Origin of the sequence: Streptomyces sp. NPDC086787 (genome assembly GCF_044745865.1) — a bacterium.
Classification (GTDB): Bacteria; Actinomycetota; Actinomycetes; order Streptomycetales; family Streptomycetaceae; genus Streptomyces.
Genome location: NZ_JBIVBC010000008.1, coordinates 13,187 through 25,736, shown reverse-complemented (window position 1 = coordinate 25,736; position 12,550 = coordinate 13,187). Strand labels below are relative to the sequence as shown.

Sequence of the window (12,550 nt, the reverse complement as noted above, 5' to 3'; positions counted from 1 at the left end):
GGACGCCTGCCCGAGCGCTTGTGTTTTCAACCGCCTCCGCACTCTCAACGACGGTCACTCGAAAGAGTTACGGGGTCGGCTGCCGTCTTCGGCACTCTACGTGAGGGGGCGGACACGGTGCAGACATGCCCGTCGGACTCTCGACTTTTCACCACAACCTATGCCCCGTTTAGACCATTTTCTTCCCGTTTCACGGTGTCTGGGGCTAGATTCGCAATGAGTCATATTTTCATCTTCTTAGACCGGAGATGTACGGTCGTTGGCACCGTATCCGCCCAGAACGGCTACAAGGGGTCACGTAATGGCAGATTTCTCCCGCCTTCCCGGACCGAACGCGGACTTGTGGGACTGGCAGCTCCTGGCCGCCTGCCGTGGGGTCGACAGCTCCCTCTTCTTCCATCCGGAGGGCGAACGCGGTGCGGCACGGAGCGCTCGCGAGAACTCGGCCAAGGAGGTCTGCATGAGGTGCCCGGTCCGTGCCGAGTGCGCAGCGCACGCGCTGGCGGTCCGCGAGCCGTACGGCGTGTGGGGCGGCCTGACCGAGGATGAGCGCGAGGAGCTCATGGGGCGGGCGCGGAACCGGCTCGTGTCGGCTTCCACGTCCAGCGGGGACACCGCCCAGGACAACTGAAGGAACGTTTCTTCGACTGCCGCACGCGCATCTGCGCGGGCGCACGTACGCGTGCGCTCGCGCCGTACGTCACTGCCTGCGCGTCGCCCGCGCCAGCTGCTCCAGCGTGGCCGCGACCGCCGGAACCTGGGCCAGGTCGGGCAGGGTGAGGGCGACGATCTCCCGCCGCACCGCCGGCTCCAGCGCCACCGCACGGGCACTTCGGGGTCGCACGGACTCGATCGCCAGCTGGGGCAGGACGGCGACGCCCAGTCCGGCGCCCACCAGGCCGGCCACCGCCGGGTAGTCGTCGGTGGCGAAGTCGATGCGGGGTGTGAAACCGGCGGCCTCGCAGACCTCCACCAGCTGGCTGCGGCAACGCGGGCAGCCCGCGATCCAGGGCTCGTCGGCCAGTTCCCCGATGGCCACGGACGCCGCGCGCGCGAGCCGGTGGCATTCCGGGACCAGGGCGACCAGGCGGTCGGTGAGCAGCGGCCGTACGACCAGGTCGTCCCACTCCTCGGCGCCCGCCGCTCCCTCGTACCGGAAGGCGAGGGCAACGTCGCAGTCGCCCTCGCGCAGCAGTTCCACGGACCTCGGCGGCTCGGCCTCCTCCAGGGAGACGCGAGTGCCCGGGTGCGCGGCGCGCAGGGCCGCGAGGGCGGTCGGGACAAGGGTGGAGCTGCCGCTGGGGAAGGAGACCAGCCGGACCCGGCCCGCGCGCAGTCCGGCGATCGCGGCGACCTCCTCCTCGGCGGCGGTGAGCCCGGCGAGGATCCCGGAGGCGTGCCGGACGAGGGCCTCACCGGCCTGGGTCAGTCGCATCTCGCGCCCACCGCGAACCAGCAGCGGGGTGCCGACGGAGGACTCCAGCGCCTTCATCTGCTGACTGACGGCGGGCTGGGTGCAGCCCAGCTCGCGCCCCGCCGCCGAGAAGGAGCCGGTGGCGGCGACGGCGCGCAGGATGCGGAGATGACGTGCCTCGATCACCCTCCGATCATAAGGCCCCCTTGGGTGGGCGGTCCAAAATCACGGTGCCACTTTGGGACGGTCGGCCTCCGGCCCTTCCGGCCGCTCAGATCGTCCGGGGTCCGGGCGTCCGGCTGCCCGGGTCCGGCGCTCTGCGGTTCGGGTTCGCCGGAGCGCCGGGAAGTGCGGTGCGGGTTACTAGTCTTGGTGCATGACAACGGCTCTGATTACGGGATCGACCGCGGGAATCGGTGCCGCGTTCGCGCGGCGGCTGGCGGCTGACGGGCACAACCTCGTGCTGGTGGCGCGCGACACCAAACGGCTGCGCGAGCAGGCGACCGAGTTGCACGACCGGCACGGCATCGAGGCCGAGGTGCTGACCGCCGATCTGGCCGAGGACGCCGGAATCGAGTCGGTCGCCGCCCGTCTCGCGGACCGCCGGAACCCGGTCGACCTGCTGATCAACAACGCGGGCTTCGGCAACAAGGGCCATTATCTCGACGTCCCGATGACCGACGAGCTGCGGATGCTCAAGGTGCACTGCGAGGCGGTGCTGCGGCTGACGTCGGCGGCGGCGGAGGCGATGCGCGAGCGCGGTCGCGGCGGGGTCGTGAACGTGGCGTCCGTGGCCGCGTTCGTCCCCCGGGGCACGTACGGGGCGTCGAAGGCGTGGGTCGTGCAGTTCACGCAGGGGGCGGCGCGGGATCTGGCCGGTACCGGCGTCCGTCTGATGGCCCTGTGCCCCGGGTTCGTACGCACGGAGTTCCATGAGCGGGCCGGCATGGGCACGGAGAACATCCCGGGCTGGATGTGGCTGGACGCGGACAAGCTGGTCGAGACGGCGCTGGCCGACCTGGCGCGCGGCAAGTCGCTGTCCGTCCCGGACCCGCGCTACAAGGCGCTGATGGGAGTGGTGAAGGTGGCTCCGCGGGCGCTGCTCGGCGGGATCACCTCGAAGACGGGGCGCAAGTACGGTCCCCAGTGAGGTTTTCACGGTGAGGTTCTCACGAGCCGGTTGAACGCGAAGGCCCGGCACCACCTCGGTGCCGGGCCTTACTTGGCGCGTGGGTCAGTGGGAGTGGCCGTGACCGTGGCCGTGGCCCGCCTCGGCCGGCTCCTCTTCCTTCTTCTCGACGACCAGGGTCTCGGTCGTGAGCAGCAGGGAGGCGATGGATGCGGCGTTCTCCAGGGCGGAGCGGGTGACCTTGACCGGGTCGATGACGCCGGCCTTGACCAGGTCGCCGTACTCGCCGGTGGCGGCGTTGTAACCGCTGCCCTTCTCCAGCTCGGCCACCTTGGAGACGATGACGTAGCCCTCGAGGCCGGCGTTCTCGGCGATCCAGCGCAGCGGCTCGACGGCGGCGCGGCGGACGACCGAGACACCGGTGGCCTCGTCGCCGCTCTTGCCGAGGTTGCCCTCCAGCACCTTGACGGCGTGGACCAGAGCGGAGCCACCACCGGAGACGATGCCCTCCTCGACCGCGGCGCGGGTCGCGGAGATGGCGTCCTCCAGACGGTGCTTCTTCTCCTTCAGCTCCACCTCGGTGGCGGCGCCGACCTTGATCACGCACACGCCGCCGGCCAGCTTCGCGAGGCGCTCCTGGAGCTTCTCACGGTCCCAGTCGGAGTCGGTGTTCTCGATCTCGGCCTTGATCTGCGCGACGCGACCGTGCACGTCCTCGGTCTTGCCGGCACCGTCGACGAGCGTGGTGTCGTCCTTGGTGACGGTGACACGACGGGCGGAGCCGAGCACGTCGAGACCGACCTGGTCGATCTTGAGGCCGACCTCCTCGGAGATGACGGTGGCGCCGGTGAGGACGGCCATGTCCTGGAGCATCGCCTTGCGGCGGTCGCCGAAGCCGGGGGCCTTGACGGCGACGGCGTTGAACGTGCCGCGGATCTTGTTGACGACCAGGGTCGACAGGGCCTCGCCCTCGACGTCCTCGGCGATGATCAGCAGCGGCCGGGAGGCGTTGCTCTGGATGATCTTCTCCAGCAGCGGCAGGAGGTCCGCGATGGACGCGATCTTGCCCTGGTGGATGAGGATGTACGGGTCGTCGAGGATGGCCTCCATGCGCTCCTGGTCCGTCACGAAGTACGGCGACAGGTAGCCCTTGTCGAAGGCCATGCCCTCGGTGAAGTCCAGCTCCAGGCCGAAGGTGTTGGACTCCTCGACGGTGATCACACCGTCCTTGCCCACCTTGTCCATGGCCTCGGCGATGAGCTCGCCGACCTGCTGGTCCTGGGCGGACAGCGCGGCGACGGCGGCGATGTCGGACTTCTCGTCGATCGGGCGGGCCGAGGCGAGCAGGTCGTCGGAGACGGCCTTGACCGCGGCGTCGATGCCCTTCTTCAGGGCGGCCGGAGAGGCGCCGGCGGCGACGTTCTTCAGGCCCTCGCGGACGAGCGCCTGGGCCAGCACGGTGGCGGTGGTCGTACCGTCACCCGCGATGTCGTTGGTCTTGGTCGCCACCTCCTTCACCAGCTGGGCACCGAGGTTCTCGAACGGGTCCTCGACCTCGACCTCGCGGGCGATGGTGACGCCGTCGTTGGTGATGGTGGGAGCGCCGAACTTCTTGTCGATGACGACGTTGCGGCCGCGGGGGCCGATCGTCACCTTGACCGTGTCGGCAAGCTTGTTGACGCCGCGCTCCAGGGCGCGACGGGCGTCCTCGTCGAACTTCAGGATCTTCGCCATGACAGCGTGAGCCCTTTCGGAAATCTCGGGTGAAAGAACAACTGCGCCCCGGGCGCCCGGCTACTTGTCGGTGGCGGGGGCCAGGGGCGCAGCTAAAGCAACGAAGTGTGCTTCGTGGTGAATTACTTCTCGACGATCGCGAGCACGTCGCGGGCCGAGAGGACGAGGTACTCCTCGTTGTTGTACTTCACCTCGGTGCCGCCGTACTTGCTGTAGAGAACGATGTCGCCGACGCTGACGTCGAGCTCGACACGCTTGCCGTCCTCGACGCGGCCCGGACCAACAGCCAGGACGACGCCCTCCTGGGGCTTCTCCTTGGCGGTGTCAGGGATGACCAGGCCCGAAGCCGTGGTCTGCTCGGCGTCGAGCGGCTGGACCACGATGCGGTCCTCGAGCGGCTTGATGGCAACCTTGGAGCTGGCGGTCGTCACGATCCGACCTCCCCCTTCGGAGATCTCACGGGGTTAACTGTCTGAGGTGGCGACCAGGTGGATCCGTCGTCGCGGGTGCCGGACCTGCCCGTCGCGTTGTTGGCACTCTCCAGTGGGGAGTGCCAGAGCCGAGACTATGACCGCGGTTAGCACTCGGTCAAGCGGAGTGCCAATTGCCTGCGGCGCGGCGCGGAAAATTCGACCCCCTCATCGGCACCTCATCGACCCCGCGTCCGGCCCCTCATCGGCCCGCAAGTCGCCTACGCGTCGCCTGCGCGGCCCCGCCCTCTCACAGGTAGTCCTCAAGGCGTCCCACCGTCAGCCCCCGGGACTGGGCGCGGCGCAGGAGGCTGGCCGTGCGTTCGTGGAGGGTGGGGGCGGTGGGGGTGTCCGAGCCGATCAGGACGATGTCGCCGGGGCGCAGCTGTGCGGGGCCGTGGGTGTAGGTGAGGTCGTCGGCGGTCGTCGCCGCCCGCCAGAGGACCACCGCGGAGACACCGCAGTCGGCGGCCGCGCGCAGGGTGGTCCTGTCGTATCCGCCGTCGGGTGGGCGGAGCAGGCGGGGGCGGTGGCCGAGCCGGTTCGCCAGTCTGTCCTGCTGCTCGCAGATCTGGGCGCGCTGTTCGGCGAACGGCCGGCCCCGCAGCGGGGTGTGGTCGAGGGTGAGGTTCTGGACGGCGGCACCGGCCGAGCGGAGCCCGGCGAGGCGGGCGTCCCCCGGGGTCCGGCCGCCGTCGGTGAGGAACATGCTGACCGGGAGCCGCAGTTCGCGGACCATGTCGACGAACCGGGGGTCGTGCTCGGCGGCGTCGTCGTAGGTGAGGAAGACGACCCGGTCGTGGGTGCGGACGCGGTCGAGGACCGGGGGCGGCGACGGGCCGTCGGAGTGGACCGCCGCGGGGGTCGCGGAGCGGGCCGGGGGCCTGGGGGCCGGGGCCAGGGGAGCCTTGAGGCCCCAGCGGCGGGCCGTCTGCTCCGCCGTCCGGTGGCGCGGCCGCACCTTCTGGGCCGCCTTCTTGCCCAGCCGTTCGATGGGGTCGACGGACTGGGCGCAGCCGGTGAGGGGGGACAGGACCGCCGCGGTGAGCACGGTCGCCGTCAGCGCCCCGCACCACCGGCTCCGCCGCGGCCGCGTCACAGGTAGTCCTCCAGGCGTGCCACCGCGTATCCCTCGCGGGTGACCGTGTCCAGGAACCGGCGCATGTCGTCGATCATCGTGCCGTCCCAGTCCTCGCGGCCCCGGAAGTGGGTGAGCACGATGTCGCCGGGGTGCAGGCTCCGGTCCCACTCGCGGTACTCCCAGTGGTCGACGAAGACCTCCTCGTCCCAGATCGGCGCGTACTTGATCCCGCAGGACTTGGCGGCGCGCAGCGTGTCGCCGTTGTAGTTGCCGTAGGGCGGGCGGAAGACGGTCGGGGCCTTGCCGAACCGCTCCTTCATGATCTGCTGCATGCCGCAGATCTCCTCCCGCTGCTCCTCGTAGGACAGGCCGGGCAGATAGGGGTGGTTGAGGGTGTGGTTGTTCAGGGTGACGCCCTCGGCCTGCATCTGCCTGAAGTAGCCGTAGTCGTCCTTGACCAGGTAGTTGCTGAGGAAGGCGGTGTACGGGACCCTCAGGTCTCTCATCATGCGCAGGAACGCGGGGTCCTTCTCGTAGCCGTCGTCGATGGTCAGGAAGACGACCTTCTGCCGGGTGGGGATGGTGGTGAACACCGGCGGCAGGCCGTCCTCCACCTGGCCGTCGACCTCGAAGCCTTCACGAGCGGTGATCCGCGGTTTGCGGGCCGGAGGGGGCGGGGGTGTGAGGGGGGCCGTGTCCAGTCCCCAGTGCCGGGCGGCCGCCACGACGGCGGCACGCTCGGCCTTCAGACGGGTGGCGTAGGAGGCCAGGGCCCGGGCGGGGGCCGCCTGGAGGTTCGGCGCGCCCGGAGCGGGCCGCACTCCGCGCCCGGCCGGTCCGCCGCACCCGGAGATTCCGACGGTGACGACGGCGAGCGCGGCGACGCCTGCGCGGAAGCCGGCCCGTTTGGCCGCGACAAATGCACTATTTTTGTCATTTTGTAGGACTGCTCGCATGTTGCCGGATCCTTGCAGGCCCCGCCGCCGAACCCGGGCAGGCACCGCCGCCGGAAGCGGTCCATCCACCGACTGGCCCACAATGATCCGGTGAACGACCCGGTGAACGATCTGCTCTCCTTCCGCTCCCTGCTCGCCCCCGAGGGCCGCGCCCTCCTGCACGAGGTGCGCGACACGGCCCCCGCCGACGAGCTCGCCGTCGCCACCCGGTTGCGCCGCGAGCACCCCGCCGAACTGGTGTCGGCGGCCCTCGGCCAGGCCAGGCTGCGGCAGCGGGCGGTGGCGAAGTTCGGGACCGAGGACGCCGGGCGGATGTTCTTCACCCCGAACGGCGTCGAGCAGTCGACGCGGACGAGCGTGGCGGCGTACCGCGCGGACCGCCTTCGCGAACGGGGCGTACGCTCCGTCGCCGACCTGTGCTGCGGCATCGGCGGCGACGCCGTCGCCCTCGCGCGGGCCGGCATCCGGGTGCTGGCCGTGGACCGGGATCCGCTGACGGCGGCGGTGGCGCGGGCGAACGCCGACGCGCTCGGCCTCGCGGAGCTGATCGAGGTACGCGAGGCGGATGTGACGGAGGTGGACGTGTCCGCGTACGACGCCGTCTTCGTCGACCCGGCGCGGCGCGGCGGCCGCGGCCGTATCTTCGACCCGGAGGCGTACTCTCCCCCGCTGTCCTGGGCCGTGGCCACCGCGTCCAGGGCCCCGCACGCCGCGCTGAAGATCGCGCCGGGCATCCCGCACGAGGCCGTCCCGGCCGACGCCGAGGCCGAGTGGATCTCCGACGGCGGTGATGTGAAGGAGGCGGTGCTGTGGTTCGGGGCCGGGGTCCGGCCCGGCGCGGTACGGGCCACGCTGCTGCCGGGGCCGCGGTCACTGCTCGGGCGGGGGCTCCCGGATCCCGGGGTGCGGCCCGTGGGGCGCTATCTGTACGAGCCGGACGGCGCCGTCATCCGGGCGCATCTGGTCGCGGAGGTGGCCGAGTCGCTCGACGGCGGGCTGGTCGACGAGACCATCGCCTACGTCACGGCGGACGAACTGCGGCCGACCCCGTACGCGTCGGCCTATCTGATCACCGATCAGCTCCCCTTCAACCTGAAGAAGCTGAAGGCGCTGCTGCGCGAGCGTGAGGTCGGCACGCTGACCGTGAAGAAGCGCGGCTCGGCCGTCGAGCCGGAGGAGCTGCGGCGCAAGGTCAAGCCGCAGGGGCCCAACTCGGCGACGGTGTTCCTCACCCGCGTCGCGGGCGCGCCGACGATGCTGATCGGGGCGCCCGCGGACCGCTGACGGCGACGCTCACCCCGGCGGCAGTTCCCGCACCCGGGCCGCCAGCAGCTCACGCTCCCGCTCGTTGCGGGCGAGCCCGGCGGCCCGTGCGAACTGTGCGCGTGCCTCCGCCGTACGCCCGAGGCGGGCCAGCAGATCGCCGCGGACGCTGGGCAGCAGGTGGTAGTCGCGCAGGGCCGGGTCTGCGGCCACGGCGTCCACGATCGCCAGGGCCGGTCCGGGTCCCTCGGCCATCGAGACGGCCACCGCGCGGTTGAGTTCGACGATCGGGGACGGGACTCGGGCGGCGAGCAGGGCGTAGAGGGTCGCGATGGCCGCCCAGTCGGTCCGCGCGTACGAGTGGGCGTGCGCGTGGCAGGCGGCGATCGTCGCCTGAAGGGCGTACGGGCCGGGGGCGCCCTCGGCCACGGCGTCGGCGTGGGCGAGGGCCTCGATGCCGCGGGCGATGAGCATGCGGTTCCAGCGGCGCCGGTCCTGGTCCCTGAGGAGGACCGGGGCACCGTCGGGGCCGGTGCGGGCGGCGGTGCGCGAGGCCTGGAACTCCAGCAGCGAGGTGAGCGCGTGCACCTCCGGTTCCTTCGGCATGAGGGCGGCGAGGACACGGGCCAGCCGCAGCGCGTCCTCGCACAGCGCGGGACGCAGCCAGTCGTCGCCGGCCGTGGCCGCGTATCCCTCGTTGAAGATCAGGTAGATGACGTCCAGCACGGAGCCGAGGCGGGCCGCGCGGTCGGGGCCGTACGGGACCTCGAAGGCCACGTTCCGCGCCGCCAGCGTCCGCTTCGCGCGGACGATCCGCTGGGCGACCGTCGGTTCCGGGACGAGGAAGGCGCGGGCGATCTCGGCCGTCGTCAGACCGCCCAGCAGACGCAGGGTGAGCGCGGTGCGGGCCTCGGCGGACAGCACCGGGTGGCAGGCGGTGAAGACCAGCCGGAGCAGGTCGTCGTCGATGTCCTGCGGGTCGGCGGGCTCCGGCGGCGGGGCCGTGGTGTCGAGGTCCCGGCCGATCTCCGCCAGCTTGCGGGCGTAGCTCTCCCGGCGGCGGACCAGGTCGACGGCGCGATGACGGGCCGTGGCCATGAGCCAGGCGCCCGGATTGCCGGGGACTCCGTCCCGGGGCCACTGCTCAAGGGCCGCGACCAGGGCGTCCTGGGCCAGCTCCTCCGCGATGCCGACGTCCCGGACGATGCGCGCGACACCGGCGATGATGCGGGGCGACTCCAGCCGGAACACGGTCTCGATCGCGTGCTCGGCCGCGGGCTGCCCGGCGGGCTGATGTTCCACAGCCCACCATGCAACACCCCACACCGGGCTCGCGCCAAGGAACGCCCGGGTGACCGGGCCGGTCGGCCCGATCGGTCCGGTCAGTCCTCGGCGATCTCCCGCACCTCGCAGGTGACCGTCCAGTGCTCCTCGTGCACCTTGAGGAACCGCTTGGTCCACTCCAGGGCCTCGGCCATGTCCTTGCACTGCATGAGCGCGTAGCCGCCGACGACCTCCTTGGACTCGGTGAACGGCCCGTCCGTGACGGTCAGCTCGCCGCCCTCCCAGCGCACCCGGGCGCCCTGGGCGGAGGGGGTCAGCCCGGCGGTGTCGAGCATGACGCCGGCCTTGGTGATCTCCTCGATCAGCTCGCCCATCCGACGCATCAGCTCCGGGCTGGGACCTTCGGCGGGGGCGGTGGACTCGTCGATCCGCACGAGCGACAGATAGCGGGGCATGGTGACTCCTTCGTCCGGCCGGAGGCGGGGTCTTCCCCCCGCCTCTCACCCATGCGTCGAACGGGAGACCGCCGGATCGACACGCCCCCGGAAAAATCTCCGGAGGTCTTTCCGGACCCCCGGTCAGCCCACCGACTCGAACCGCCACCGGTGCACCGCCCGGGTCACCAGGTCGCCGGGCGGCTCGGGCAGTTCCGGCAGGTCCGCTTCGTAGGCGGCGTCCCACCAGGTGATGACCAGCACCCGGTCCTGAGGGGCACGGAAGGTCTCGCGGCGCAGGGGGGTGGCAGGCAGCGGCCGGGACCTGGCCCAGGCCAGGAGTTCCTCGCCCCGGTCCTGTGCCGCCCGCGCCTCCCACATCAGGGCGACCGTCACGAGTAGAGGTTCTCCCCGCTCACCTCGTGCACGTGGTCGTGGGAGTGGGTGTGGGAGTGGCCCGGCACGTGGGGGTCGGTCACCGGCAGGGAGGAGTCCGCGGACAGGTCCCAGTCGGACGCCGACCGCCCGCGCGCCACCATCTCGGCGCCCAGGGCGGCGACCATCGCGCCGTTGTCCGTGCACAGCTTGGGGCGCGGCACGCGCAGCCGGATGCCCGCCGCCTCGCAGCGCTCCTGGGCCAGGGCCCGCAGCCGGGAGTTGGCGGCCACGCCGCCGCCGATCATCAGATGGTCGACACCCTCGTCCTTGCAGGCGCGCACCGCCTTGCGGGTCAGCACGTCCACGACCGCCTCCTGGAAGGACGCCGCCACATCGCGCACCGGCACCTCCTCGCCCGCCGCCCGCCTGGCCTCGATCCAGCGGGCCACGGCCGTCTTGAGACCGGAGAAGGAGAAGTCGTAGGCGGGGTCACGCGGACCGGTCAGACCGCGCGGGAACGCGATCGCCCCGGGGTCGCCCTCACGGGCGTAGCGGTCGATGACCGGGCCGCCCGGGAAGCCCAGGTTCAGCACCCGCGCGATCTTGTCGAAGGCCTCGCCCGCCGCGTCGTCGATGGTGGAGCCCATCGGGCGGACGTCGGAGGTGATGTCCGTGGACAGCAGCAGCGAGGAGTGGCCGCCGCTCACCAGCAGGGCCATGGTCGGCTCCGGCAGCGCGCCGTGCTCCAGCTGGTCCACACAGATGTGCGAGGCGAGGTGATTCACCCCGTAGAGGGGCTTGCCCAGCGCGTAGGCGTACGCCTTCGCCGCCGAGACGCCGACCAGGAGCGCGCCCGCGAGGCCCGGGCCCGCCGTCACGGCGATGCCGTCCAGGTCCCGCGCGCTGACCCCGGCTTCCTTGAGCGCCCGGTCGATGGTGGGGACCATCGCCTCGAGGTGCGCCCTGGAGGCCACCTCGGGCACCACGCCGCCGAAGCGGGCGTGCTCGTCGACGCTGGAGGCGATGGCGTCGGCCAGCAGGGTGGTGCCCCGGACGATGCCGACACCGGTCTCGTCGCACGACGTCTCGATCCCGAGGACCAGCGGTTCGTCAGTCATTCTTGTCGGTTCCTTGTACGGCTTGTACGGAGGTCTCACCCGCGGCGGAGCCGCTGTCGGATGCGCCGGATGCGCCGGGTGCGTCGGAATCAGCGGTCAGTCGCATGACCAGCGCGTCGACGTTCCCCGGCTGGTAGTAGCCGCGGCGGAATCCGATGGGCTCGAAGCCGTGGCGCTCGTAGAGTTTCTGCGCCCGGACGTTGTCGACACGGCATTCGAGCATCACCTCGGTGCACTCGAAGGCGCTCGCCGCGCGCAGCAGATCGGTCAGCAGCAGGCCGCCCAGGCCCGTGCCCTGTGTGTCGCGGGCGACGGCGATGGTCTGGATGTCGGCCAGTTCGCCCTGGGCGACCAGGCCCGCGTAACCGACGATCCGGTCGCCCGCGACGGCGACGACGTAACGGCGGCTGGCCTCCGGGCCGCGGGCGTGGGCCAGTTCGGACCAGAACATGCCGCGCGACCAGGCGTCCTCGGGGAAGAGGTCCTTCTCCAGTTCGAGGACGGGATCGATGTCCCACCAGCGCATCTCGCGCAGCCGGGGGTTCACTGGTTCGGTGTCGGTCACTTGGGGGTGACCACCTTGTAGTTCTTGGGGACCTGGGCGTCGGGGCGGCGCAGGTACAGCGGCCGGGGTGCCGGGAGTTCCTCTCCGGCGGCCAGCCGTTCGGCGGCCAGGGAGGCGAGGCCGGCGGCGGAGACGTGCTCGGGCCCGTGGACGTTCGGGAAGGTGTCGGGGTAGAGGAGCGCGCCCGCGCCCACGGCGGGCAGGTCCGCGACCCGGTCGGCGATGTCGGCGGGGCGGTCGACCGCCGGGTCGGTGAGCCGGGTGCGCGAGTCGGCGAACTCGGCCCAGTAGACCTCCTTGCGTCGGGCGTCGGTCGCCACGACGAAGGGGCCCTTCTCGATGTCGGAGGCGTAGGCGAGGGCGTCCAGGGTGCACACGCCGTGCACGGGGACGCCGAGCGCGAGCCCGAAGGTGTCCGCGGTCATCAGGCCGACGCGCAGCCCCGTGTAGGGGCCGGGGCCGATGCCGACGGCGATCGCGGTGACGGCGTCCAGCTTCAGACCGGCCTCGGCGAGCACGCGGTCCACGGCCGGCAGCAGCAGCTCACCGTGCCGGCGCGCGTCCACCTGGGACGACGAGGCGATGACGGCCTCGCCGTCGTGCAGCGCGACGGTGACGGCGGGGGTGGCGGTATCCAGAGCGAGCAAGAGCACGCGAACAGCCTACGGCTCCCGCGCCGTTCGCACGGCCGCCCGGGAAGGGCGGTCACCGACTGCTACCGTCG

14 protein-coding genes are annotated in these 12,550 nt (G+C 71.7%); 3 read left to right on the top strand and 11 right to left on the bottom strand.

All coding sequences use genetic code 11. The annotated features are described in order from the left end of the window. The first annotated feature begins 301 nt into the window (after positions 1–301). Positions 302–631, top strand: a complete 330-nt coding sequence (locus tag ACIPK3_RS20250) for a WhiB family transcriptional regulator (RefSeq protein WP_402571461.1) — start codon at positions 302–304, stop codon at positions 629–631. 69 nt (positions 632–700) lie between these two features. Here ACIPK3_RS20250 and ACIPK3_RS20245 read toward each other — a convergent pair whose 3' ends face one another. Continuing rightward, complete coding sequence (locus ACIPK3_RS20245; RefSeq protein WP_402571460.1) at positions 701–1,600, bottom strand: LysR family transcriptional regulator; 900 nt, start codon at positions 1,598–1,600, stop codon at positions 701–703. A gap of 190 nt (positions 1,601–1,790) precedes the next feature. On the opposite strand from ACIPK3_RS20245, the gene ACIPK3_RS20240 reads away from it, so the two are divergent. Next, a complete protein-coding gene (locus ACIPK3_RS20240; RefSeq protein ID WP_402571458.1) occupies positions 1,791–2,564 on the top strand; it encodes an SDR family NAD(P)-dependent oxidoreductase in 774 nt (257 codons plus the stop codon). A gap of 84 nt (positions 2,565–2,648) precedes the next feature. Here ACIPK3_RS20240 and groL read toward each other — a convergent pair whose 3' ends face one another. The 4 genes from groL to ACIPK3_RS20220 all read right to left on the bottom strand — a co-directional run bounded on the left by groL (position 2,649) and on the right by ACIPK3_RS20220 (position 6,784). After that, positions 2,649–4,277 (bottom strand): chaperonin GroEL, encoded by a 1,629-nt coding sequence (groL, locus tag ACIPK3_RS20235; RefSeq protein WP_402571456.1) that lies wholly within the window; start codon positions 4,275–4,277, stop codon positions 2,649–2,651. Between the two features lie 122 nt (positions 4,278–4,399). After that, positions 4,400–4,708: a co-chaperone GroES gene (gene groES, locus ACIPK3_RS20230; RefSeq protein WP_402571454.1), complete on the bottom strand. Its 309-nt coding sequence runs from the start codon at positions 4,706–4,708 to the stop codon at positions 4,400–4,402. Between the two features lie 289 nt (positions 4,709–4,997). Next, complete coding sequence (locus ACIPK3_RS20225) at positions 4,998–5,846, bottom strand: polysaccharide deacetylase family protein (RefSeq protein WP_402571452.1); 849 nt, start codon at positions 5,844–5,846, stop codon at positions 4,998–5,000. After that, entirely contained in the window at positions 5,843–6,784 is a 942-nt protein-coding gene (locus ACIPK3_RS20220; RefSeq protein ID WP_402571450.1) for a polysaccharide deacetylase family protein, read from the bottom strand. The genes ACIPK3_RS20225 and ACIPK3_RS20220 overlap by 4 nt, the downstream gene beginning before the upstream one ends. A gap of 90 nt (positions 6,785–6,874) precedes the next feature. Here ACIPK3_RS20220 and ACIPK3_RS20215 point away from each other — a divergent pair, with 90 nt between their 5' ends. Next, the gene (locus ACIPK3_RS20215) at positions 6,875–8,068 is read left to right on the top strand and encodes a methyltransferase domain-containing protein (RefSeq protein WP_402571448.1); all 1,194 of its coding nucleotides are present in this window, start codon (positions 6,875–6,877) and stop codon (positions 8,066–8,068) included. Positions 8,069–8,077: 9 nt separating this feature from the next. Here ACIPK3_RS20215 and ACIPK3_RS20210 read toward each other — a convergent pair whose 3' ends face one another. The 6 genes from ACIPK3_RS20210 to tsaB all read right to left on the bottom strand — a co-directional run bounded on the left by ACIPK3_RS20210 (position 8,078) and on the right by tsaB (position 12,479). After that, positions 8,078–9,349: an RNA polymerase sigma factor gene (locus ACIPK3_RS20210; RefSeq protein ID WP_402571446.1), complete on the bottom strand. Its 1,272-nt coding sequence runs from the start codon at positions 9,347–9,349 to the stop codon at positions 8,078–8,080. A gap of 80 nt (positions 9,350–9,429) precedes the next feature. Continuing rightward, positions 9,430–9,786, bottom strand: a complete 357-nt coding sequence (locus tag ACIPK3_RS20205) for a YciI family protein (RefSeq protein ID WP_402571444.1) — start codon at positions 9,784–9,786, stop codon at positions 9,430–9,432. 123 nt (positions 9,787–9,909) lie between these two features. Beyond that, positions 9,910–10,161 (bottom strand): hypothetical protein, encoded by a 252-nt coding sequence (locus tag ACIPK3_RS20200; RefSeq protein WP_402571442.1) that lies wholly within the window; start codon positions 10,159–10,161, stop codon positions 9,910–9,912. Further along, positions 10,158–11,261 (bottom strand): tRNA (adenosine(37)-N6)-threonylcarbamoyltransferase complex transferase subunit TsaD, encoded by a 1,104-nt coding sequence (gene tsaD, locus ACIPK3_RS20195; RefSeq protein ID WP_402571440.1) that lies wholly within the window; start codon positions 11,259–11,261, stop codon positions 10,158–10,160. Before tsaD ends, ACIPK3_RS20200 begins: the two co-directional genes overlap by 4 nt. Beyond that, on the bottom strand, positions 11,254–11,787 hold the full coding sequence (gene rimI, locus ACIPK3_RS20190) for a ribosomal protein S18-alanine N-acetyltransferase (protein ID WP_402571854.1): 534 nt from the start codon (positions 11,785–11,787) through the stop codon (positions 11,254–11,256). The genes tsaD and rimI overlap by 8 nt, the downstream gene beginning before the upstream one ends. Positions 11,788–11,822: 35 nt before the next feature. After that, positions 11,823–12,479 carry a tRNA (adenosine(37)-N6)-threonylcarbamoyltransferase complex dimerization subunit type 1 TsaB gene (gene tsaB / locus ACIPK3_RS20185; protein ID WP_402571438.1) on the bottom strand — a complete coding sequence of 219 codons (657 nt, stop codon included), beginning with the start codon at positions 12,477–12,479 and terminating at the stop codon, positions 11,823–11,825. Between the last annotated feature and the right edge of the window lie 71 nt (positions 12,480–12,550).